Consider the following 22,000-nt stretch of genomic DNA (forward strand, 5'->3'; position numbering starts at 1 on the left):
GTCGCCCGCCAGCGAGGCCTCAGGCGGCGAGCGCGGCCTGCCGGCGCTCCCGCCAGTGCGGCACCCCGGTCCATTCGCCGGCGGCGGTGTCGCCGGCCATCACCCGCGCCACGTCGCGGCGGTCGAGATGCGGCGCGAACTGCGTGACGAACTCCAGCACGTACTCGCGCAGCACGCTCTCGCGACGCAGCACGATCCAGGTCGTGCATTGCGGAAACAGGTGATCGGCCGGCAGCACGGCCAGGTCGGTGTCGGCCGGCAGCATCGCCATCTCGGCCAGCACGCCGATGCCGAGCCCGGTGCGCACGTAGGTCTTGATCAGGTCGGCATCGCCGGCGGTCATCGCGACATGCGGCTTCAGCTGGCGCGCCTCGAACGCGCGGCGCAGCGAGGAGTCGGCCTTGACGGAAGAGTCGTAGCTGACCAGCGGCAGTTTCGCCAGCGCGTCCAGCGAAGGCGGCTGGCCGCTGGTGGCCAGCGGATGCTCCCGCGGCGCAAGGATCACCCGGTGCCAGCGGTAGGCCGGCAGCGCGATGCCGCTGCCGGGCGGCGCGCCGGCCGTGCTGATCACCGCCAGATCGACCCGGCCGGCTTCCAGTTGCGCCAGCACCTCGCTGTCGCGGCCCGGCTGCAGGTGCACGCTGACTCGCGGATAGCTCTGGCTGAGCATGCCGATCGCGGCGGGCAGGGCGAAGCGGGCCTGGGTGTGGGTGGTGGCGATGCGCAGCTCGCCGTGCGCCTCGTTGCGCAGGTTGGCGGCGATCGCGCGGATGTTGGCCGCTTCGGCCAGGATCGTGCGCGCGCGCTCCAGCACCTGCCGGCCGGCATGGGTCACCGTGTCCAGGCTCTTGCCCTTGCGCACGAACAGCTGGAAACCCAGCTCGTCCTCAAGCTGCCGCAGCTGCTTGCTCAGGCCGGGCTGGGTGGCGTGCACGCGTTCCGCGGCCAGGGTGATGTTCAGGCCGGAGTCGGCGATGGCTACCAGGTAGCGCAGTTGGGTCAGGGTCATGGCGAAGTTCTCGTGTACGGTCGGGATCGTGGAGGCGAGGCGCGAACGAAACACGGATACATCGCGTGGCAGCCGGCGTGGTCGGGGTGGGCACAAGGCCGCGGGCCGCCACCGGGGGCAGGGCTTCAGGGGATGCGTGGCCTGGACGTGATTTCATGATCAGACGTCTATACGTCCATTTGATGGATTGGTCAAGTTTTCGGCAACATGCCGTGGCGGCATATGCGTGGTGGCGCAAATCATTTGTCGTCGCCGCCGGCGCCCGGATAGCGTGGTCGCATCGCCATACCTGCACCGGACGCATCGCATGAAGTTGTATCCCCTGTTCGCCGATCTGTCCCGCCGCGCCGTGCTGGTGGTCGGCGGTGGCCCGGTGGCCGAACGCAAGGTGGCGGCCCTGCTCGGCGCGCAGGCGCAGGTCACGGTGAATGCGCCCACGCTGACGCCGCAGCTGCGGCGGTGGGTGGCCGATGGCCGCGTGGCCCACCGCCACGAATCGTTCCGCGAAAGCTGGCTGGATCGCGTCTGGCTGGTGGTGGCGGCGACCTCGGATGTCGAGCTGAACCGCCTGATCGCGACCTTTGCCGAGTTGCGGCGGATCTTCGTCAACGTGGTGGACGACGCGGCTCTGTCGAGTTTTCACGTGCCGGCCGTGGTCGACCGGTCGCCGCTGACCATCGCCATCTCCAGCGGCGGCGAGGCGCCGATGCTGGCCCGACTGGTGCGCGAGCGGCTGGAGGGCTTGCTGGATCATTCGCTGGGCGCGCTGGCCACGCTGGCGGCCGGCCTGCGCAACCGCATCCGGGCGCGGCATCCGGACATGGCTGCGCGCCGGCGCTTCTACGAGGACCTGTTCACCGGTCCGGTGGCGGGCCTGCTGCGGCAGGGCCGGCCGGAAGCCGCCCGCCAGGCGGTGGAAGCGACGCTGCTGGCGCCGCCGGAGGCCCCGAGCGGTTCGGTGGTGCTGGTGGGCGCCGGTCCCGGCGATCCGGGCCTGCTGACCTTGCGGGCGCTGCGCGCGCTGAACGAGGCGGACGTGATCCTGCACGACCGGCTGGTCAGCGCCGAGGTGCTGGAACTGGCCCGGCGCGACGCCGAGCGGATCGAGGTCGGCAAGCAGGCGGGCCGCCATCACACCAGCCAGGACGCCATCCACGACCTGCTGCTGCAGCACGCGCGGGCGGGGCGGCGGGTGGTGCGGCTGAAGGGCGGCGACCCCTTCGTGTTCGGTCGCGGCGGCGAGGAACTGGAATTCCTGCGCGCTCATGCCATTCCCTATGAAGTCGTGCCCGGCATCACCGCCGCTGTGGCCTGCGCGGCTTACGCGGGCGTGCCGCTGACCCACCGCCATCACGCGCAATCGGTGCGCCTGGTCACCGCGCATGGCCAGTCGCCGGACCAGTCGCCGGACCAGTCGCCGGACTGGGCGCTGCTGGCCCAGGAACGGCAGACCCTGGCGGTGTACATGGGCGTGGCCGAACTGGGCGCGCTGCAGGCGGGCCTGCTCGCCCACGGCCGGGCGCCGACCACGCCGTTCGCGCTGATCGAGAATGGCTCGCGCCCGGAGCAGCGCGTGGTCACCGGCACCCTGGCCAACCTGGTCGAGCGTGCGACGTTCCATGCGGTGCGCTCGCCGGCCTTGCTGATCGTGGGCGAAGTGGCTGCGCTGGCGCCTTCGCTGGCCTGGTTCGGCCAGCCGCCACTGGGAGCCACGGTGCATGCCATCCGCACGCAGGAGCGCCCGCCGGCGGCACCCGACGTGCTGGCCGCGCTGCATCGCGCCGGATGAACATTTTTGCCGCGACGGGCGCATGATGCTCGTCGACTTTCCTGCCTTTCGGAGTCTTGCCATGATCCACAACAGCATTCTCGACACCATCGGCAACACGCCGATCGTCCGCCTCCACCGACTGGCGCCAAAACACGTCGAACTCTATGTGAAGGTGGAGGCCTTCAATCCGGCCGGTTCGGTCAAGGATCGACTGGCGCTGGCGATCATCCTGGACGCCGAACAGCGCGGCGTGCTGAAGCCGGGGCAGACCGTGGTCGAGGCCACTTCGGGCAATACCGGCGTGGCACTGGCCGCGATCTGCGCGGCCCGTGGCTACCCGTTCGTGGCGGTGATGGCCGAGACGTTCTCGATCGAGCGGCGCAAGCTGATCCGCGCCTACGGCGGCAAGGTCGTGCTGACGCCTGCGGCTGCACGGGGCACCGGCATGGTCGACAAGGCGCTGGAGCTGGCACAGAAGCATGGCTGGTTCTTCACCAACCAGTTCGAGAACCCGGCCAACCCGGCCTACCACCGGCAGACCACGGCGCCGGAAATCCTGCGTGACTTCGCCGGGCGCCGGCTGGACTACTTCGTCAGCGGCTGGGGTACCGGCGGCACGCTGACCGGCGTGGGCGAGGTGCTGAAAGTGGCGCGACCGGACGTGCAGGTGGTCGCCACCGAGCCGACCGTGGCTGCCCTGCTGTCAGGCAAGGAATGGCAGCCGCACAAGATCCAGGGCTGGACCCCGGACTTCGTGCCGGCGGTGCTGAATCCGAAGGTGGTGGATCGCATCGTGCTGATCGACGACGTGCTGGCCCGCGACACCTCCCGCGAGCTGGCCCAGCGCGAAGGCATCTTTGCCGGCATTTCCTCGGGCGCCACGCTGGCCGCTGCGCTGGAAGTGGCGAAGGGTGCGCCGGAAGGTTCGGTGCTGCTGGCGATGCTGCCCGATACCGGCGAACGCTACCTGTCGACCTTCCTGTTCGAAGGCGTCAACGAGGGTTCGGACGAGGTCGGGTGATCGGCGGCCGAATCACCCGGGCAGCAGGTTCCATGGCGCGGTGATGCCGCGTGCGGGGCTGGCCGGCGGTGACCTCGTATCCAGTGGCAACCATGGCGACTAACATGAAGGTTCGTCGCGCGCTCGCTACCCGTGCTGCGCGACGCCCCTCGTGTCCCCCATGGAGAAACCGGATGAAGCTGTATTACATGCCTGGCGCCTGCTCGCTCTCGCCGCACATCGTGGCGCTGGAAGCCGGCCTGCCATTGCAACTGGTCAAGGTCGACGGCAAGACCAAGCGCACCGAGAGCGGCGACGACTTCCTGCAGGTCAACCCGAAAGGCTACGTGCCGACGCTGCAGCTGGACGGCGGCGAAGTGCTGACCGAAGGTCCGGCGATCGTGCAGTATCTGGCCGACCAGAACCCGGCCAGCGGGCTGGCGCCGGCCAACGGCACGCTGCCGCGCTACCACCTGCAGGAGATGCTCGGCTACATCAACTCCGAGCTGCACAAGACCTACAGCCCGCTGTTCAACCCGGCCACGCCGGAGCCGACGCGGCAGGAACGCAAGGAGTATCTGCGCAAACGTTACGCAACGCTCGATGCCCTGCTGGCGAAGCAGGAGTGGCTGCTGGGCGGGCAATTCACCGCCGCCGACGCCTATCTGTTCACCGTCACCAACTGGGCGAAGCACGTGGACCTGGACCTGTCGGAATTCAGGTCGCTGACCGCGTTCCAGCAACGCGTGGCGGTGCGGCCGATGGTGCAGGCGGCGATGGAAGCCGAGGGTCTGCTCAAGAAGTCGGCGTAACCGGACCACATCCGCAAGGGCCGGCGCCGCGAGGTGCCGGCGTTTTGCATGCGGCAGGTGTCCATGCGCGGCGAATCCGGCGATCGCCGGGCGCCTGCCGGCGGGTAGCGCCAATTGCCGGCGATGGCTTGTGCTACCGCACGGCGCAACCGTAAAATGGTCCGCTTTCGTATAAGGTAATCATCGACTTAGGCGATCACGCCGGTTGATCTGGGGGCGACGGCGGGCCGCGCAGGCGGCTCGCATTGGCTTTGCATATCAGTTGGTTAGGGTCGTTTGACGAGGGTGGCAAGGCGAGAGTGGCGGAATTGGTAGACGCACCAGATTTAGGTTCTGGCGGTTAACCCCGTGGGGGTTCGAGTCCCCCCTTTCGCACCATGCCCCGTTGATTTCCCTTGATTTCCGGGCGACACAGCCGCCATGGCGCCGGTGCGGGCCCACAACATTCAGGTAGTACCAGGAGACGTCATGCAGGTTTCGGTTGAGAACATCGGCTCGCTCGAGCGCAAGCTCACGGTGAAATTTCCGGCGGAGCGGTTTGAGACGCAGGTCAGCGCACGCATCGCGGAAATGGGTCGCACGGTTCGCCTGAAGGGCTTCCGTCCGGGCAAGGTGCCCACCACGGTGATCAAGCAGCGTTTCGGCGACCAGGTTCGCGGCGAGGTTCTGTCCGACCTGATCGGCAGCACGCTGCGTGAAGCCGTGCAGCAGGAAAAGCTGCAGCCGATCGCGAACCCGTCGATCGACACCACGGGCAAGCCGGAAAACGGCGAGATCGCCTACACCGCCACCTTCGAGATCATGCCGGAGTTCCCCCAGGTCGACGTCGCCGCGCTCGAGATCAAGCGCCCCGTGGCCGAGGTCAGCGACGCGGACATCGACAAGATGCTGGAGACCCTGCGCCAGCAGCGTCGCAGTTTCGACGAAGTCGAGCGCGCCTCGGCCGATGGCGACTTCGTGATGTTCGAATATTCCGCCAGCGCGGACGACTACCGTTTCCCTGCCGAAGGCCAGGAACGCGCCGGCAGCGTGCTCGGTTCGGGCACCCTGTTCAAGGCGCTGGACGAAGCGCTGACCGGCCGCAAGAGCGGTGAAAGCTTCGAGACCGACGTGCTGTTCCCGGAGGATTTCCGCAACGAGCAGCTGGCCGGGAAGAATGCGAAGGTCAGCTTCAGCATCATCAAGGTGCAGGAACCGAAGCTGCCCGAGATCGACGCCGAGTTCGCCAAGCTGTTCGGCATTGCCGACGGCGATCTGGAAACCTTCCGCAAGGAAGTGCGGGCCAACCTGGAGCGCGAACTGAAGGCCGCGCTGATGGGCCGCCTGAAGTCCGAAGTGGCCGAGAAGCTGGCGGTGACCCACGCCGAGCTGGACGTGCCGAAGCTGATGGTGCAGTCCGAGGCGCGCAACATGGCCGCCGGCAGCGTGCCCCAGGGCCAGCAGCCGCCGCCCCAGCTGATCGAGGCCGCCATGCCGGTGGCTCGCCAGCGGGTGATCGCCGGTCTGCTGATGGGCGAAATCGCCCGCAAGCAGGAGATCAAGATCGATCGCAAGCGCGTGGCCGAGCAACTGGCCGCGATTGCCTCGACCTATGAAGAACCGGAAAAGGTCATTGAACTGTACAACGGCGACCCCCAGTTGATGTCCGGGCTGCAGAATCGCGTGATGGAAGATCAGGTGGCGGAGTGGGTGGCGGAACACGCCACGACCACCCAGCTGGATCTCACGTTCGACGAGGTGATGCGTCCAGTCAGCGCCTGAGCAACCAGGCTGGAAAACCGGCCCGGGCAACCACCCGGGCTCATCAACGGAGAGCTGCAGACATGGCCATGGATACTATCCAGAACCTCAATTTGGTCCCGATGGTCGTCGAGCAGACCGCTCGCGGCGAGCGCTCCTACGACATCTATTCGCGCCTGCTGAAAGAGCGCGTGATCTTCCTGGTGGGCGAGGTCAACGACCAGGTCGCGAACCTGATCGTGGCGCAGATGCTGTTCCTGGAGTCGGAAAATCCGGACAAGGACATCAATTTCTACATCAACAGCCCGGGCGGTGCCGTCACCGCCGGTCTGGCGATCTACGACACCATGCAGTTCATCAAGCCGAACGTCAGCACGATGTGCATCGGCCAGGCCTGCAGCATGGGCTCGTTCCTGCTGATGGCCGGCGCCAAGGGCAAGCGTTTCGCGCTGCCGAACTCGCGCATCATGATCCATCAGCCCTCCGGCGGCGCGCAGGGCCAGGCCACCGACATCGAGATCCAGGCCCGCGAGATCCTTTACATCCGCGAGCGCCTGAACAAGTTGTACGTCGAACACACCGGCCAGCCGCTCGAGAAGATCGAGCTGGACATGGAGCGCGATCGCTTCATGAACGCGGTGGACGCGAAGACGTATGGCCTGATCGACGAGGTGCTCGACAAGCGCGCTGGCGAAACGGTGAAATCGGCCTGAGTTCCGGTTTCCACACCACGGTCACGAGAGGGGCTCCGCGTCTGCAGGCAGACGCGGAGCCCTGTGTTATTCTCGCGGCGCATCCAGATTTACCAGCGGGACCGAGAGTATGAGTGACGACCGTCAGGGGCGATCCAGCGACAGCGGCAAGATTCTCTATTGCTCTTTCTGTGGCAAGAGCCAGCATGAAGTGCGCAAGCTGATCGCGGGCCCGTCCGTGTTCATCTGCGACGAATGCGTCGAGCTCTGCAACGACATCATCCGCGAGGAACTGGAGGAGAAGGCCGCTTCGGGCCGGACCCAGTTGCCGAAGCCGCGCGAGATCCGCGAATCGCTGGATCAGTACGTGGTCGGCCAGAGCCGCGCCAAGAAGGCGCTCGCCGTTGCGGTGTACAACCATTACAAGCGGATCGAGTCGCGCCAGAAGAGCGACGACATCGAGCTGGGCAAGTCCAACATCCTGCTGATCGGCCCGACCGGTTCGGGCAAGACGCTGCTGGCCGAAACGCTGGCGCGCCTGCTCAACGTGCCGTTCACGATCGCCGACGCGACCACGCTGACCGAAGCCGGCTACGTGGGCGAGGATGTCGAGAACATCATCCAGAAGCTGCTGCAGAAGTGCGACTATGACGTCGAGAAGGCGCAGTCGGGCATCGTCTACATCGACGAGATCGACAAGATTTCGCGCAAGAGCGAGAACCCGTCGATCACCCGCGACGTTTCCGGCGAAGGCGTGCAGCAGGCATTGCTGAAGCTGATCGAGGGCACCCTGGCCTCGGTGCCGCCGCAGGGCGGTCGCAAACATCCGCAGCAGGAATTCCTGCAGGTCGACACCAAGAACATCCTGTTCATCTGCGGTGGCGCGTTCTCCGGCCTGGACAAGGTCATCCAGCAGCGCTCCGAGACCACCGGCATCGGTTTTTCCGCCGAAGTGCGCTCCAAGGAGCGCACCGAGAACCTCGGCAAGGTGCTGGCCGAAGTCGAGCCGGCCGATCTGGTGCGCTTCGGCCTGATTCCGGAGTTCGTCGGACGCCTGCCCGTGGTGGCCACGCTGGACGAGCTGGACGAAGCGGCGCTGGTGAAGATCCTCACCGAGCCGAAGAACGCAGTGACCAAGCAGTTCAGGAAGCTGTTCGAGATGGAAGAGGTGGAGCTCGAGTTCCGCCCCGAAGCGTTGCAGGCCATTGCCCGCAAGGCGCTCAAGCGCAAGACCGGCGCCCGCGGCCTGCGCACCATCCTGGAGCAGGTGTTGCTGGACACGATGTACGAGCTGCCGTCGCTGGAACACGTCAGCAAGGTGGTGGTGGACGACGCCGTGATCGAAGGGCAGGCCGAGCCCTACCTGATCTACCGCGGCAACCTGCAGCAGCGCGTGGCGGGCGAGGGCGGCGACGCCGCCTGATTCTTCGCGCCCCTGCATCGACGACGGCTCCGGTGGATCTTCCCGGAGCCGTTTCTTTTTCGGCCGACCGCCGACCTTGACTAGGTTGGCCGTCGCCTCCACTTGACGAGTTGGGATGCCCGGCGCAGTGTCGGGTTGAACGCACAATCGACCGAGGGACCCCTCTTTCATGGCCAAGAACGCCCCCCTTCCTGCTGCGCTGGACGCTCTGCCGGTATTGCCGTTGCGTGATGTCGTGGTTTACCCGCACATGGTGATCCCGCTGTTTGTCGGTCGCGACAAATCCATGCGTGCGCTGGAGCGCGCCATGGAGGGCGAACGGCAGATCCTGCTGGTTGCGCAGAAGAGCCCGGACATCGACGACCCGGAAATTTCCGACCTGCACCAGATCGGCACGCTGGCCGGCGTGCTGCAACTGCTGAAGCTGCCCGATGGCACGGTGAAGGTGCTGGTCGAAGGCCAGTCGCGCGTGTCGGTCGAGGACTTCAAGGAACGGGACGGCATGCTGACCGCGCGTTCGCGCGTGATCGAGCCGGTCTACAACGCGAAGGAGCGCGAGCTCGACGTGGTTTCGCGCACGCTGATCTCGCTGTTCGAGCAACTGGTCAAGCAAAGCCGCAAGTTGCCGCCGGAAGTGCTGGCCAGCCTGTCCGGCGTCGACGATCCCTCGCGGGTCGCCGATTCCATCGCCGCGCACCTGTCCGTGCGCATGGCGGACAAGCAGAAGGTGCTGGAGACCGCGGACGTCGGTCAGCGGCTGGAGCTGCTGATCGGCCTGGTCGACGGCGAGATGGACCTGCAGCAGGTGGAAAAGCGCATCCGCGGCCGCGTGAAGTCGCAGATGGAGAAGAGCCAGCGCGAGTACTACCTCAACGAGCAGATGAAGGCGATCCAGAAGGAGCTGGGCGACAGCGAGGATGGCCCCAACGAAGTCGAGGAGCTGCAGAAGAAGATCGAGGGCTCGGGCATGCCCAAGCCGGTGCTGGCCAAGGCGCGGCAGGAGTTCAACAAGCTCAAGCAGATGTCGCCGATGTCGGCCGAGGCCACCGTGGTGCGCAACTACCTCGACTGGCTGGTCGGCGTGCCGTGGAAGAAGCGCAGCAAGGTGCGCAAGGACCTGCAGCTGGCCCAGGAAGTGCTGGATGCCGATCACTTCGGCCTGGAGAAGGTCAAGGAACGGATCCTCGAATATCTCGCCGTGCAGCAGCGCGTGTCGGTCATGAAGGGGCCGATCCTGTGCCTGGTCGGACCGCCGGGCGTGGGCAAGACGTCGCTGGGCCAGTCGATCGCCAAGGCCACCAACCGGAAGTTCGTCCGCATGAGCCTGGGCGGCGTTCGTGACGAGGCCGAGATCCGCGGGCACCGGCGCACCTATATCGGCTCGATGCCCGGCCGCATCGTGCAGAACATCAACAAGGTCGGCGCGAAGAACCCGCTGTTCGTGCTGGACGAGATCGACAAGATGTCGATGGATTTCCGTGGCGATCCGTCCTCGGCGCTGCTCGAGGTGCTCGACCCGGAACAGAACCACGCGTTCAACGACCACTATCTCGAAGTGGACCTGGACCTGTCCGAGGTGATGTGGATCGCCACCGCCAATTCGCTGAACATTCCAGGCCCCCTGCTGGATCGCATGGAGGTCATTCGCATCCCCGGTTATACCGAGGACGAGAAGCTCGGCATCGCGCAGAAGTACCTGCTGGCCAAGCAGTTGAAGGCGAACGGCCTGAAGCCCGAGGAACTCAGCGTCACCGAGGAAGCGCTGCGCGACATCGTGCGCTACTACACGCGCGAGTCGGGCGTGCGCAACCTGGAGCGCGAGGTTTCCAAGATCTGCCGCAAGGTGGTCAAGGAACTGACTCTGGGGCAGGTCAGGAAAGCCAAGGGCAAGCCTGCGGCCAAGACCGCCAAGGGCAAGGCGAAGGCTGCTCCGGACAAGGTCAAGGTGACATCGGAAAACCTCGACCACTACCTGGGCGTGCGCCGGTTCGATTTCGGTCGCAAGGAATTGCAGAACGAAGTGGGGCTGGTCACCGGCCTGGCCTGGACCCAGGTCGGTGGCGAGCTGCTCAGCATCGAAGCCTCGGTGGTGGCGGGCAAGGGCCGGCTGGTGCATACCGGCCAGCTCGGCGACGTCATGAAGGAGTCGATCCAGGCGGCCTTGTCCGTGGTGCGCGCCCGCGCCGACCAGCTCGGCATCGACCCGGAGTTCCACCAGAAGCTCGACGTGCACATCCACGTGCCGGAAGGCGCCACGCCGAAGGACGGTCCCAGCGCGGGCATCGCGATGTGCACGGCACTGGTGTCGGTGTTGACCCGGGTGCCAGTGCGCTCCGAAGTCGCGATGACCGGCGAGATCACCTTGCGTGGCCGGGTGCTGCCGATCGGCGGGCTGAAGGAGAAGCTGCTCGCGGCGCACCGTGGCGGCATCACCACGGTGATCATCCCCGAGGACAACAAGAAGGATCTTGCCGACATGCCGGCCAACATCACCTCGTCCATGCAGATCCATCCGGTGCGCTGGATCGACGAGGTGCTCGACATCGCGCTGGAGCGCCCGTTGCAGCCAAGCACGGCAAAGGCTGATGCTCCCGCAGCCGTTTCCGGTGATTCGACGGAAGCCCATTCGCTGACGCATTAGGTTTCTGCGTCGGCCGGTTGAGGAACGCCACGCTCGCGCGTGGCGTTCTTTTGCGTGTTCGCCACCGTTCGGCGAAGTTCGCCCTAGTCGTTCGGTACTTGTTTTGCAAGCGGATCGACAACGGCCAGATCTGGCGAAAACGTTGCTGTGGCTTGTGTTGCGCCTTCCTGCAACGCACTGGTATAAAGGCGCTACCGCAGTCCCGGCGTTGTTCATCAGCGCAGCGATGCGGGGTTGCGTCATGGCATCCTGCGAGCCAACCATCCATGCCGGCGCTGTCGGGTTCTCCGGAACGACCGCGCCGACGAAATCCGAACGAGGGAGTTTTCTCAATGAATAAAACCGATCTGATCAATGCCATTGCCGAGAAGGCCGAGTTGACCAAGGCCGACGCTGGCCGCGCTCTGGAAGCCTTTTTCGAGACCGTGCAAAAGTCGTTGAAGAAGGGTGAGGACGTTTCGGTTGTCGGCTTTGGCACGTTCACCGTGCGCAAGCGCGCTGCCCGCACCGGCCGCAACCCGCGCACCAACGAAGCGATCAAGATCAAGGCGTCGAAAGTGCCCGCGTTCAAGGCTGGCAAGACCTTGAAGGATGCCCTAAACTAAGCGGCTGACGCTTGGTTTCGGGTGCTTAGCTCAGCGGTAGAGCGTCGCCCTTACAAGGCGGTGGTCGTAGGTTCGATCCCTACAGCACCCACCAGAAAAAATGCGGAGTGGTAGTTCAGTTGGTTAGAATGCTGGCCTGTCACGCCGGAGGTCGCGGGTTCGAGTCCCGTCCACTCCGCCACAGTTCGCAAGGGCGCCCGTGTGGCGCCCTTGTCATTTGAGCGGTTCGTTCGCGTCCGGCAACATCGGGCGGCGCGGGCCGGTTTGCTGACCTGAGCCATGCGCGTCATGCGCTTTCACCATCTTGCGGGAAGATTTCGATGCTGCAGGCAATGCGTAACAAGATGCATGGATGGCCGTCCATCATCCTTCTGGGGGTTTGCGTCTTTGCGATGTCGCTGTTCGGCATGGAGAGTTACTTCATGTCGCACGACGAAGCCTACGTGGCCAAGGTCGGCAAGCACGAGATCGACCAGCGCGCGTTCCAGGACCGCGTGAACCAGGTGCGTCAGCAGCAGGTCGCCCAGCAGGGCGAGCAATTCGATTCCAGCTCGTTCGAGAAGCCCGAGACCAAGTTGCGCATCCTCGACGGCATGGTCGACGAACAGCTGTTGCAGCAGGCCAATGAGGATTGGGGGCTGCGGGTATCCGACCTGGCGATGCGCGACTACATCGCTTCCATTCCCGCATTCCAGGTCAACGGCAAGTTCGACGGAACCAGCTATCAGGCCTGGCTGACCAGCCAGTACAAGACGCCGGAAATGTTCGAGCGGGAAATTCGTTCGTCGCTGGCGATCCAGTTGCTGCCCTCGGCGATCAACGCCAGCACCATCGTCAGCGATGCCCGCCTCGACCAGTTCCTGAAGCTGCAGGCCCAGCGACGTGACCTGCGTTACTTCGTGTTGCAGCGCCCGACGCTGGAAAACAGCACGGTGAGCGACGCCGAGATCGAGGCCTGGTACAAGTCGCACCAGGCCGATTACATGAAGCCCGAGACGGTCTCGGTGAAGTACATCGAAGTGGTCGGTGCCGACCTGCCTCTGATCGCCGAGCCCAGCGATGAGGATCTGCGCAAGCGCTATGCCAGCGAGAAGCAGCGTTTCGTGCAGCCGGAACAGCGCCTGGTTTCCCATATCCTGATCAACGTGCCGGCCAACGCCACGCCGGAGCAGCAGAAGGAAGCGCTGGCCAAGGCCGACAAGATCGCCGCGGAAGCGACCCCCGCCGATTTTGCCAAGCTGGCCCAGCAGGATTCGCAGGATCTGGGTTCGCGCCGTCTGGGTGGTGATCTGGGCTGGCTCGAGAAGGGCGTCACCAACGAAGCCTTCGATTCGGCGTTGTTCGCATTGCAGAAGGGGCAGATTTCCAAGCCGGTGCTGTCGACCGACGGTTACCACATCATCTGGTTGCGCGATGTTCGCAGCGGCCAGTCGAAGCCGTTCGAGGAAGTGCGCGACCAGCTGGTCAAGGAAGCGACGGCGGCCGATCGCGACCGCAACTACAACGACGTCGCGGGCAAGATGTCCGACAACACCTACCAGAATCCCTCTTCGCTGGAGCCTGCCTCGGTGGCGCTGAAGCTGCCGATCAAGACCACGGCGCTGTTTTCGCGCCAGGGCGGCGAAGGCGTGACGGCGAATCCGAAGGTGATCGCCGCGGCCTTCAGTGACGACGTGCTGGTGCAGGGAAACAATTCGGCCCTGATCGATCTGGGCAACAACCATTCCCTGGTGTTGCATGTCGACCAGCACGTTCCGGCCGCGGCCAAGCCGCTGGCCGAAGTGCGCGCCGATGTGCAGCAGAAGATTCTCGATGAGCGCATGGCTGCGGTCGAGAAGAAGCAGGCCGACGAGGCCCTGGCGCGCCTGCACAAGGGCGAGGCGATGGATGCGGTGGCCAAGTCGCTTGGCGCGACCGTCACGACGGTGAGCGAGGCGGTTCGGCATGCCCAGGTGCCTGCGCCCCTGCTGACCCGGGCCTTCCTGATGCCGCATCCGGTGGACAACAAGCCGCAGTTTGCCGCGGTCGACATGCTGGACGGCAACTATGCCCTGCTGGCGGTGGACAAGGTGCAGGACGGCGATCTGACCAAGCTGCTGCCGGAGCAGCGCGAGTCGCTGCGCCAGCAGATGGCGCAGGCTTATGGTTACGAGGCCGCCCGCGAACTGATTGACCACCTCAAGGCGAAAACCGAGATCAAGATCAACAAGCAGAGGCTGTAGGCACCGGCGGTCCTGCATCGCTTGAAAGAAAAGGACGACCTCGGTCGTCCTTTTCTTGTTCCGGCCGAGGTGGTCCCTGCCCAGGCAGGCCGGTCCGCGATGGCGTCAGTTCGGTGCGCTGATCTGCAGCGTCTGACCGGGCTTCAGCGAGTGCTTGCCGAGATGGTTCCAGCGCTTGAGCTGATCCACGCTGACCGCGTAGGTGCGGGCGATCTGCCACAGGCTGTCGCCGCGCTTGACGGTATGTATCCGGCGCTCGCTTTGGTCGCTGGTGGAGCTGATCGCCGGGGCATCGGCTGCCGTCGCCTGCAGCAGGCCGTTGTCGTCGTTGCTGTCGGCAAGCTCGGGCAGGGCGTCGCTGAACCGGCGGGCGTGTGCCGCGGGCATCATGAGGTATGAGGCGGCTGCGGTGTCGATCGTGTTGCTGCCAAACGCCCCGTTCAGTCGCTTCAGTGCGTCCAGCGTCATGCCGGCGCGATCGGCGGCCTGCGCCATCGACATCGCGTGCGGCACATCGGCCTGTACCAGATGCTGCTCGCCGGGCAAGGTCGGCAAGCTGACGTTGAAACGGTCCGGCTCGCGCACGACGCAGGCGATCGCCAGCAATTTGGTCAGGTGTTCGCGGGTCACCTTGCGCACGGGCAGCGTGGGAATGGTCGGCTGGTCGGGTGGTGCGCCATGCAGCCTGATGGCCTTGCGGATGGCGAACTCGCCCGCGTTGTAGGCATAGTCGACCGTCCGCCAGTCACCGAACTGCTTGTGATACTGCTCCAGCAGTTTCATCACGGCATTGGCCGAGGCCGGCACGTCGAGGCGGCCATCGTAGTGGCGGTCCACGCGCAGCCCCAGTGATCCGGCGGTGACCGGCATCAGTTGCCACATGCCGGCGGGCCGGTGCTTGCGCGCGGCGATCGGCCGGAAATGGCTTTCCACCCATGGCAGCAACACGAACTCGCCGGCCACGTCATAGTCTTCGGCAACTTTCTGCACGTAGACCAGGCGTGGCAACACCGCTTGCAATTGGCTCTCGAATTGCTTCGGATGGCGCGTGTATCGCCTGGCCCATCCCAGCACGGCCGGGTCGGCGTCGCAGCCCGGCATCGCAAAACTCCCGCGCAGTCGCGTCCAGACATCGGTGCCCGCCGTCTGTGCAGCGGGTGATTCGATGTCTGGTACCGGTGCCACCGGTGCAGGCACGGGGGAGGGGATTTCGACGGGTGCAGTGGTCGGCTGCAGCGGTGCGTTGGCACATGCCGCCAACAATGCGCAGAGGGCCGCCGGCAGGATTCGGATGGCCAGCTTCATGCGCGAAAATCGTCCTTGGCGCGACGCAGGGCGGCGAAACGCGCCACGCGATCTTCCCCGCTGCCTTGCTGCCGTGCCCAGTCGACGACACCGGCGGTGTCGACGCGCAGAAAGGGGTTGCAGGCCAGTTCGTTGCCCAGCGGAACCGGCAGGGTGGGACGGGAGCTTTCGCGCAGACTGGCCACGTCCCGCAGTCGCCTGGCCAGGTCCGCGTTGGCGGGCTCGACGGTCGATGCGAATCGCCCGTTCGCCGCGGTGTATTCGTGCCCGGCACAGACCAGCGTGTCGGCGGGCAGTTGCGCCAGGCGATCCAGCGAGGCAAGCATCTGCGCCGGCGTGCCCTCGAACAGGCGGCCGCAGCCCATGCTGAACATGGTGTCGCCGCAAAACAGCAGGCCGGCTCCCACGAAGGCGATATGGCTGAGGGTATGGCCCGGAACCGCGATGACGTCGAAATGGATGGATGGCGCGGCCAGTTCGATGCGATCGCCATCGACCGCCGGCTGGAAAGGCTGCCCGATATCCGGGTGGACCGGTGCGTGGACAGGCACTTCGTGACGTGCACGCAGGGCGGACATCCCACCGATGTGGTCGGGGTGATGATGGGTGAGCAAGATGGCGCGCAGCCGCAGCCCTCGCGCCGCCAGCGCCTGTTCCACGACGGCTGCATCGCCCGGGTCGACGACGACGGCGTTCCCGTCGTCGTCATGCAACAGCCAGATGTAGTTGTCGGCCAGGGCCGGTAACGGAAGGAGATGCACGAAGGGGATCCGCTGCGTTGGGAAAGTCCCCAAGGCGCGGGGACTTGCTGTGGAACGACAGACGCGGCCATCCCGGGCGCGCTTGAGGCGGTCGACTATAAATTGACGCTACGGCGAACTCGTTAGGCTGGCGTTAAATGCCCGGTCGACCGTTCAGCTGTGTGCGGCAGTTCCGCTCGATGAGTGACCTGCTGAGTCATGGCAGCAACCGTTACACTGTGAAGAGCAATAGATGCCGGACCGGTTTGCATGCAGCATCGCGATGACGAGGTCTACTCCAGCCCACCCATGCTTCGTTTGCTGGACGAGCAAAGCCAGGCATTGAAGCCCGGGCTGCGGCGTTGTGTCGGCACGCATGGCCTGCTGCTGGATGCATCCCCACGGTATCCCCGACCGGACTTGCCGTTGCTGGGTTGCTGGACCTCGCTGGCCGTGAGCGACGGTGGCTACGACGGCGATCTGCGCGTCAGGGCGGACGAACCGCTGCCCTTCGTCGACGATGCGTTCGAACTGGTATTGGTGCGGCAGGCGCTGGAACTGGCATCGCAACCCGCCGCGTTGCTCGACGAACTCATTCGGGTGCTGGCGCCCGGCGGCACGCTGGCGTTGACCGGCGTGCACCCGCTGGGTTGCTGGTCGGCATGGCTGCATTGGCGCGCCCGCGGCAGGTCGCTGGCGCTGCAGATGCCGTGGCGCCTGCGCCACCGCCTTGAGCGCGAAGGTCTGCTGGTCGAGCGGGTGCTGCGGATCGGCAGCGCCTGGCCGGGCGCCGCCGTGGCGCGGCGCAGCCCCGCCAGCGTGTTCGGCGGAGGTTACCTGCTGCTGGCGCGAAAGCACCGGCGACCGGTCACGCTGCTGCGCTCGCGCCCGCAACAGGTGCGGGTGCCAGCCAGCGGCCAGCTTTCCCCGGCGGCGCGCCGTGGCGCGTCGCTCCAGATTTTTTCAGGAACTGCAAAAGACGATGAGTGAAGTGGAAGCCTTTACCGATGGTGCTTGTCTGGGCAACCCCGGACCCGGTGGCTGGGCCGCCCTGCTGCGTGCCAAGGGCAGCGAGCGCATGGTTGCCGGCGGCGAGCCGGCCACCACCAACAACCGGATGGAATTGATGGCGGCGATTGGCGCGCTGGAGACCCTGACCCGGCCCTGCCAGGTCATCCTGACCACCGATTCGCGTTACGTGATGCAGGGCATCGAACAATGGATGCCGAAGTGGCGTGCCAATGGCTGGCGCACCGCGGACAGGAAGCCGGTGAAGAACCAGGATCTGTGGCAACGCCTGTCCGATGCCGTCGGCGCCCATCAGGTGCGCTGGAAATGGGTGAAGGGCCACAACGGCCACGCCGAGAACGAACGGGTCGACCAGGCCGCGCGCGAGCAGGCCGAGTCGATGAAGGGCCGGGCATGAGGCAGATCGTCCTCGACACCGAAACGACCGGCCTCGAAGTCCGCCAGGGACACCGGCTGGTGGAAATCGCCTGTGTGGAAATGGTCGAGCGCCGGCTCACCGGCCGGCACTACCAGACGTACCTCAATCCGGATCGGGCCATCGACGAAGGCGCCCGCCTGGTCACCGGCATCGAGGACGAATTCCTGCTCGACAAGCCGCGTTTCCCCGAGGTGGTGGAGGAGTTCCTGGCCTTCATCGATGGCGCCGAACTGATCATCCACAACGCCAGTTTCGATATCGGCTTTCTCGATGCCGAACTTGCCCGACTGGACAACGGCGCCGGCAGGATCGGCGACCGTTGCACGGTGCTGGATACGCTGGCGATGGCCCGCGAGCGCTACCCCGGCCAGCGCAACAGCCTCGATGCATTGTGCAAGCGCCTGGGCGTCGACAACTCCCGCCGCGACCTACACGGCGGCCTGATCGACGCCCAGTTGCTGGCCGACGTCTATCTGGCGATGACATCCGGACAGGTGGCGTTCGACCTGGGTTTCGAGGGCGCCGCCGAGCAGCATGACGTGATGGTTGTGGCGCCGGTGGTGCTGCATGCGCGGCCACGGGTCCTGCACGCATCGCCGGAAGAACTGGTCCTGCACGAGCAGAGGCTGGATGCGCTGGACAAGAGTGCGGGTGGGGTGAGTGTTTGGCGGGGAGCTTGATTGGTTGGCGGGGTAAGGGGTGTACCGGTTAACCCTGGTCTTGTGTCTGCACCGGAAAAGCAAAACGTGTGCGAAGGAAGGGGCGGGGATGTTGGTGGGATTGTTCGGCCCTTCCTTGGGCCGAACCCCTTCGCGCTGCGCGCTACGGGGCCAGCCTGCGGCTGTCCAAATTCGTTCCAGACGAATTTGTCGACGACGAAGGCAGGATGCCGTAGTCGAACATCGGCGTAGCCGATGGCCCGCAGGGCGAGGCGCAGGATGCGCCGAGTAACCCGGGTGGGTTCTCACCTCAGCCGTCACCATCAGAAAAGCAAAACGCCCCACGAGGGGGCGTTTTGCTTTTCTGGCGGAGAGGGTGGGATTCGAACCCACGGTACGCTTACACGTACGCCTGATTTCGAGTCAGGTACATTCGACCACTCTGCCACCTCTCCGGTGCGTTGCATGGTGGCTCATGCGAGCCGGGAATCATACGCGAGCGAACTTGCCGTGACAACAACCTTGTCTTCCGGCATGCTGCTACGGCTCGCCTCCATTGAATACCCATGATCGAATTCGGACACGGAACGCACGTCGGCCTGCGTCGCACGCGCAATGAAGACACTTATTACGCCGATGCTTCACTGGGCCTGTTCCTGGTGGCCGATGGCATGGGTGGCCATCAGCACGGTGAAGTGGCTTCGGCGCTGGTGCGTGATCAGGTCGTGCAGCAGGTCAGGGAGGGGAGCAGCCTGCTGGAGGCTGTGCGTGGCGCGGCCGGGAGCCTGCTCGAGCACGCCCGCGACAGCTTCGACATCCTGCCCATGGGCACCACCATTGCCGCACTCCGGGTGGATGGTGACAGCCACGAAGTGGCCTGGGTCGGCGACAGCCGGATCTACCAGTGGAAGCAGGGCTTGCGGCAGGTCAGCCATGATCATTCCCTGGTTCAGGCGCTGGTCGAGGCGGGACAGCTGGACCCGGCGCAGGCGGCGGAACATCCGCAGCGCAACGTGCTCACCCAGGCGCTGGGTGTCACTGCCATGGAACAGCTGCACATCGGCATGGCGCGAGGCAAGCTTGAACCTGGCATGAGCTTCCTGCTGTGCAGCGACGGCCTGACCGAAGGCGTCAGCGACACGACCATCGCGCAGAAGATGGCCCGCGCCGACCTCTCGGCGCAGGAGTGCGTCGACCAGCTGTTGCTGTGCGCACTGGACAGTGGCGGCGACGACAACGTCACGATACTGATCGTGCGTTCGCGCTGAAGCGCGGACTGGTTGCTACAAAAAAAAGGGCCGCTTTCGCGGCCCCTTTTTCTTGCTGGGCAACGTGATCAGAAACGATACGTGCCGGTGAGGCTGACGACGTCACCGTGGTCCTTGAACTTGCCGTCCATGGTGCCGTAGCCCAGGGCAGCCTGGTTGGTCTGCTTGACGCGGGCATCGCTGACGAACTGGTGCTGATAGCCGAAGTCCACGGCGAACTTGTCGGTGGCCTGGTAACCGAGGCCGAAGCCCAGCAGGCGACGGGAGCCATCGGGGATGCGCGGATCGCGGCTGATGATGTTGGACGGGCTCTCGTCGTAGCCCACGCCGGCGCGCAGCGTCCACTGCGAATTCAGCTTGTAGTCGCCGCCGATCGAGTAGACCCAGACGTCCTTGTAGGCCTGTGGCAGGCTGACCAGGGTCTGGCCGTTGGACTTCAGCGTCAGCTGCTTGAAGTTGGACCAGTCGGTCCACTTCACGCCGGCGGCAACACTGAAGTTGTCGTTGAACGCGTGCAGCCAGTCCAGGCTGGCAAATGCCGGCATGTTGAATTCGGCGCTGGCCTTGTCGCCATTGCCGTTGAGCGCGGGCAGGCCGGCGTTGGGGAAAACCACCGGAGCCAGCGCGATCAGATCCTTGGCGGCCTGGCTGCCGTACATGGCGTAGTCGCCGCTCAGGGTCTGCTTGATCTCGGAGTGATAGCTGAAGCCGATGCTGTCACGCGTGGTCGGCTTGAATTCGAAACCGGCGAAATAGCCGAAGGCGAACTTCTTCTTCACGTCCACGTTGAGCTGGACGTCATCACTCTGCGGGGCGCCCAGGATGGGCGCGCCCAGCAGGCCGGCGGCGGAACCGTAGGGATCGAGCATGGTGTTGAGCTGCGCCTTGGTGCGCTGACCGACAATGCCCGCACCGATCGAGAACTGGTCGTTGACCTTGAAGCCGGCCGAGAAGCTCAGCGCGATGGACTGCACGCTGGTCTTGGTGCCGAAGTAGCGGCCCTGCCAGGTCGGGTTGTATTCGCTGACCAGGCCGTAGGGCACGGTGACGCTGGCGCCGAGCGCCAGGCGGTCATTGACCTTGGTGGCAAATGCCATGTTCGGGAACGGAATGAACTTGCCGAAGCCATCCGGGTTGTTGCCGGTGGTCGGGTTGCCCTGCTGGTCCTGGAACGAGCCTTCGAACTTGGCGCTGGGACGAATGCCGGTGCCGGTCAGCTGGACCAGGGTGCCGTCGAAGAACGCCATGGCGGCCGGATTGTTGTAGACCGCCGTCGGGTCGTTCGCGAACAGCGAGCCGCCCGCATTGGCGCGCGCCCAGCCAGCGGCGTTGTCGGTGGGCAGCTGGAAGGAACCGGCCTGCGCGCCCAGCGGCATGGCGAGTGCACCGGCAACGGCCAGGGCGAGGCTGGCCTTGGTGCCGAGACGGGAGAGGTTTTGCAAGGTTTGACGGTCCACGTGGGTTCTCCTGTGACAAAAAGATCCGGGATGGGGTGCATCCGCGGCGATGATTTCTGATTTTGTGTTGTGACGATGGGGCAGCACGTATCGGAAGGTGGTGCGGTATCGCTTGGTCAGGACGCAGGCCTCCCGTCCTGAATCCAGAGAGTGGATGGCGGAATGCCCTGGCGCCGTGAATCCGTATCGGCGGCCGGTGGTGTCGTGCGGGTGGCTTCGGCTGTCACTTGGTCCTGTTGCAACACCTGCTCGATCAATTTGATCTGCTCCGTGTTTCCAGACGGGGCGGTGAGAATGGGGGACACCAGCGAGATCAGGCGCGCCAGCAATTCGGTGTCGTTGATGGCCTCGCCCTTGCTGATGCTGGCGATCAGTTGCTGCATGTCTTCCCCGGCCAGCATGCCGGACAGCGCCTTGAGGGCGAAATGCAGGCGCAGCCCGAGCTCGCCCCGGGGCAGCGAGGGCAGGGCGCGCGCGAACGCCTCGAAGAAGCGCCCGGAAATCGATCGGTAATGCTGTTGCAGAAAATCCTGGATGAACGGCGAGGGGTCGCTGTAGACCCGACCCAGCAGGCGCATGAAGGCCGGCCCCGAGGCGCTGCCGTGGCTGAGCCGGAAAGCCGGCACGAACAGCATGGCCAGCACGGCGCGGGCGTCCAGCCCCTCCGGTCGCTGGCGTTCGCACGCACTCAGCAACTGCAGCCGCTCGCGGTTGAGTCGATCCAGTCGTTGCGACAACAGCTCCTGGACCAGCGCCTCCTTGCTGCCGAAGTGGTAGTTCACCGCGGCCAGGTTCGCGCCAGCCCTGGCGGTGATGTGGCGCAGCGACATCGCTTCGTAGCCGCCCTCGATGAACAGCCACTCGGTGGCCTCAAGCAGCCGCTTGCGGGTGTCACTGGGATTGGTTCGCTGCGTCGGACTCAAGAAGCTTGCCCCGTGATGGCCCAGCCAGGTAGCTGACACCTGCTTCAAATCAAGGATTGAAACACGTGTATGGAAGCTACCGGTGGGCCGCAGGGCGGGCAAGCTGCAGTGCACGATGCCAAAGAGACGGCTGCGGGAAGAGGGAGTTGGAGCTGGCGATCCTTGCGGGCCATGCGCGGGCTTGATCCGGCGTAGCAAATCGGGAGCGCCAGACAGCAAAAGGGCCGGATGAATCCGGCCCTTTTGCTGCACTGCATGGCAAATCACGTTAGCGGATGGCCGACAT

General features: G+C 65.3%; 18 protein-coding genes and 4 tRNA genes. 16 read left to right on the forward strand and 6 right to left on the reverse strand.

Annotation, left to right across the window (positions count from 1 at the left end):
* Window positions 1-19: 19 nt before the first annotated feature.
* On the reverse strand, window positions 20-1,009 hold the full coding sequence (locus ASD55_RS10660) for a LysR substrate-binding domain-containing protein (protein ID WP_056765968.1): 990 nt from the start codon (window positions 1,007-1,009) through the stop codon (window positions 20-22).
* Window positions 1,010-1,316: 307 nt separating this feature from the next.
* Between ASD55_RS10660 and cysG the strand changes: the two genes are divergently transcribed.
* The 12 genes from cysG to ASD55_RS10720 all read left to right on the forward strand — a co-directional run bounded on the left by cysG (window position 1,317) and on the right by ASD55_RS10720 (window position 13,915).
* Entirely contained in the window at window positions 1,317-2,798 is a 1,482-nt protein-coding gene (cysG, locus tag ASD55_RS10665; protein ID WP_056765970.1) for a siroheme synthase CysG, read from the forward strand.
* A 61-nt stretch (window positions 2,799-2,859) separates the two neighbouring features.
* On the forward strand, window positions 2,860-3,801 hold the full coding sequence (gene cysK / locus ASD55_RS10670) for a cysteine synthase A (protein ID WP_056718873.1): 942 nt from the start codon (window positions 2,860-2,862) through the stop codon (window positions 3,799-3,801).
* Between the two features lie 173 nt (window positions 3,802-3,974).
* On the forward strand, window positions 3,975-4,592 hold the full coding sequence (gene gstA / locus ASD55_RS10675; RefSeq protein ID WP_056765973.1) for a glutathione transferase GstA: 618 nt from the start codon (window positions 3,975-3,977) through the stop codon (window positions 4,590-4,592).
* A 293-nt stretch (window positions 4,593-4,885) separates the two neighbouring features.
* Window positions 4,886-4,970: transfer RNA gene (locus tag ASD55_RS10680), tRNA-Leu, on the forward strand.
* A 90-nt stretch (window positions 4,971-5,060) separates the two neighbouring features.
* Window positions 5,061-6,353: a trigger factor gene (gene tig, locus ASD55_RS10685; protein WP_056765975.1), complete on the forward strand. Its 1,293-nt coding sequence runs from the start codon at window positions 5,061-5,063 to the stop codon at window positions 6,351-6,353.
* A 68-nt stretch (window positions 6,354-6,421) separates the two neighbouring features.
* Window positions 6,422-7,045, forward strand: coding sequence for an ATP-dependent Clp endopeptidase proteolytic subunit ClpP (gene clpP, locus ASD55_RS10690; RefSeq protein ID WP_200946149.1), 624 nt, complete (start codon window positions 6,422-6,424; stop codon window positions 7,043-7,045).
* Between the two features lie 109 nt (window positions 7,046-7,154).
* Entirely contained in the window at window positions 7,155-8,447 is a 1,293-nt protein-coding gene (clpX, locus tag ASD55_RS10695; RefSeq protein ID WP_007805279.1) for an ATP-dependent Clp protease ATP-binding subunit ClpX, read from the forward strand.
* Window positions 8,448-8,616: 169 nt separating this feature from the next.
* Window positions 8,617-11,088 (forward strand): endopeptidase La, encoded by a 2,472-nt coding sequence (gene lon / locus ASD55_RS10700; RefSeq protein WP_056718879.1) that lies wholly within the window; start codon window positions 8,617-8,619, stop codon window positions 11,086-11,088.
* A gap of 332 nt (window positions 11,089-11,420) precedes the next feature.
* Window positions 11,421-11,693: an HU family DNA-binding protein gene (locus ASD55_RS10705; RefSeq protein ID WP_007511239.1), complete on the forward strand. Its 273-nt coding sequence runs from the start codon at window positions 11,421-11,423 to the stop codon at window positions 11,691-11,693.
* Between the two features lie 19 nt (window positions 11,694-11,712).
* Window positions 11,713-11,787 (forward strand) — tRNA-Val (locus ASD55_RS10710).
* A 10-nt stretch (window positions 11,788-11,797) separates the two neighbouring features.
* Window positions 11,798-11,874 (forward strand) — tRNA-Asp (locus ASD55_RS10715).
* A gap of 139 nt (window positions 11,875-12,013) precedes the next feature.
* The gene (locus tag ASD55_RS10720; protein ID WP_056718881.1) at window positions 12,014-13,915 is read left to right on the forward strand and encodes a SurA N-terminal domain-containing protein; all 1,902 of its coding nucleotides are present in this window, start codon (window positions 12,014-12,016) and stop codon (window positions 13,913-13,915) included.
* Window positions 13,916-14,020: 105 nt separating this feature from the next.
* On the opposite strand, the gene ASD55_RS10725 is transcribed toward ASD55_RS10720, so the two are convergent.
* The gene (locus ASD55_RS10725; RefSeq protein WP_056765978.1) at window positions 14,021-15,016 is read right to left on the reverse strand and encodes a transglycosylase SLT domain-containing protein; all 996 of its coding nucleotides are present in this window, start codon (window positions 15,014-15,016) and stop codon (window positions 14,021-14,023) included.
* 200 nt (window positions 15,017-15,216) lie between these two features.
* A complete protein-coding gene (gloB, locus tag ASD55_RS10730) occupies window positions 15,217-15,981 on the reverse strand; it encodes a hydroxyacylglutathione hydrolase (RefSeq protein WP_056765980.1) in 765 nt (254 codons plus the stop codon).
* A gap of 249 nt (window positions 15,982-16,230) precedes the next feature.
* Here gloB and ASD55_RS10735 point away from each other — a divergent pair, with 249 nt between their 5' ends.
* Genes ASD55_RS10735 through dnaQ form a run of 3 tightly spaced genes read left to right on the forward strand, consistent with a single transcriptional unit; the run spans window position 16,231 to window position 18,087 of the window.
* Window positions 16,231-16,950 carry a methyltransferase domain-containing protein gene (locus ASD55_RS10735; RefSeq protein WP_056765982.1) on the forward strand — a complete coding sequence of 240 codons (720 nt, stop codon included), beginning with the start codon at window positions 16,231-16,233 and terminating at the stop codon, window positions 16,948-16,950.
* Complete coding sequence (rnhA, locus tag ASD55_RS10740) at window positions 16,943-17,386, forward strand: ribonuclease HI (protein ID WP_056718888.1); 444 nt, start codon at window positions 16,943-16,945, stop codon at window positions 17,384-17,386. Before ASD55_RS10735 ends, rnhA begins: the two co-directional genes overlap by 8 nt.
* Complete coding sequence (gene dnaQ / locus ASD55_RS10745) at window positions 17,383-18,087, forward strand: DNA polymerase III subunit epsilon (protein WP_056765983.1); 705 nt, start codon at window positions 17,383-17,385, stop codon at window positions 18,085-18,087. The genes rnhA and dnaQ overlap by 4 nt, the downstream gene beginning before the upstream one ends.
* Before the next feature lie 344 nt (window positions 18,088-18,431).
* Here dnaQ and ASD55_RS10750 read toward each other — a convergent pair.
* Window positions 18,432-18,521, reverse strand: a tRNA-Ser gene (locus tag ASD55_RS10750).
* Window positions 18,522-18,632: 111 nt separating this feature from the next.
* Between ASD55_RS10750 and ASD55_RS10755 the strand changes: the two genes are divergently transcribed.
* Window positions 18,633-19,334, forward strand: coding sequence for a protein phosphatase 2C domain-containing protein (locus ASD55_RS10755; RefSeq protein ID WP_056765985.1), 702 nt, complete (start codon window positions 18,633-18,635; stop codon window positions 19,332-19,334).
* Between the two features lie 68 nt (window positions 19,335-19,402).
* On the opposite strand, the gene ASD55_RS10760 is transcribed toward ASD55_RS10755, so the two are convergent.
* Window positions 19,403-20,791, reverse strand: a complete 1,389-nt coding sequence (locus ASD55_RS10760) for an outer membrane protein transport protein (protein WP_056718895.1) — start codon at window positions 20,789-20,791, stop codon at window positions 19,403-19,405.
* Between the two features lie 116 nt (window positions 20,792-20,907).
* Window positions 20,908-21,966, reverse strand: coding sequence for a TetR family transcriptional regulator (locus ASD55_RS10765; RefSeq protein WP_235577781.1), 1,059 nt, complete (start codon window positions 21,964-21,966; stop codon window positions 20,908-20,910).
* Between the last annotated feature and the right edge of the window lie 34 nt (window positions 21,967-22,000).

The sequence above is a fragment of the Rhodanobacter sp. Root561 genome (assembly GCF_001427365.1).
Taxonomy (GTDB): domain Bacteria; phylum Pseudomonadota; class Gammaproteobacteria; order Xanthomonadales; family Rhodanobacteraceae; genus Rhodanobacter.

What these genes read in the sequence shown, in the direction of transcription:
- ASD55_RS10660 (WP_056765968.1), bottom strand. Translation starts at nt 1,009, where the DNA reads ATGACCCTGACCCAACTGCGCTACCTGGTAGCCATCGCCGACTCCGGC.
- cysG (WP_056765970.1), top strand. Translation starts at nt 1,317, where the DNA reads ATGAAGTTGTATCCCCTGTTCGCCGATCTGTCCCGCCGCGCCGTGCTG.
- cysK (WP_056718873.1), top strand. Translation starts at nt 2,860, where the DNA reads ATGATCCACAACAGCATTCTCGACACCATCGGCAACACGCCGATCGTC.
- gstA (WP_056765973.1), top strand. Translation starts at nt 3,975, where the DNA reads ATGAAGCTGTATTACATGCCTGGCGCCTGCTCGCTCTCGCCGCACATC.
- tig (WP_056765975.1), top strand. Translation starts at nt 5,061, where the DNA reads ATGCAGGTTTCGGTTGAGAACATCGGCTCGCTCGAGCGCAAGCTCACG.
- clpP (WP_200946149.1), top strand. Translation starts at nt 6,422, where the DNA reads ATGGATACTATCCAGAACCTCAATTTGGTCCCGATGGTCGTCGAGCAG.
- clpX (WP_007805279.1), top strand. Translation starts at nt 7,155, where the DNA reads ATGAGTGACGACCGTCAGGGGCGATCCAGCGACAGCGGCAAGATTCTC.
- lon (WP_056718879.1), top strand. Translation starts at nt 8,617, where the DNA reads ATGGCCAAGAACGCCCCCCTTCCTGCTGCGCTGGACGCTCTGCCGGTA.
- ASD55_RS10705 (WP_007511239.1), top strand. Translation starts at nt 11,421, where the DNA reads ATGAATAAAACCGATCTGATCAATGCCATTGCCGAGAAGGCCGAGTTG.
- ASD55_RS10720 (WP_056718881.1), top strand. Translation starts at nt 12,014, where the DNA reads ATGCTGCAGGCAATGCGTAACAAGATGCATGGATGGCCGTCCATCATC.
- ASD55_RS10725 (WP_056765978.1), bottom strand. Translation starts at nt 15,016, where the DNA reads ATGCCGGGCTGCGACGCCGACCCGGCCGTGCTGGGATGGGCCAGGCGA.
- ASD55_RS10735 (WP_056765982.1), top strand. Translation starts at nt 16,231, where the DNA reads ATGCAGCATCGCGATGACGAGGTCTACTCCAGCCCACCCATGCTTCGT.
- rnhA (WP_056718888.1), top strand. Translation starts at nt 16,943, where the DNA reads ATGAGTGAAGTGGAAGCCTTTACCGATGGTGCTTGTCTGGGCAACCCC.
- dnaQ (WP_056765983.1), top strand. Translation starts at nt 17,383, where the DNA reads ATGAGGCAGATCGTCCTCGACACCGAAACGACCGGCCTCGAAGTCCGC.
- ASD55_RS10755 (WP_056765985.1), top strand. Translation starts at nt 18,633, where the DNA reads ATGATCGAATTCGGACACGGAACGCACGTCGGCCTGCGTCGCACGCGC.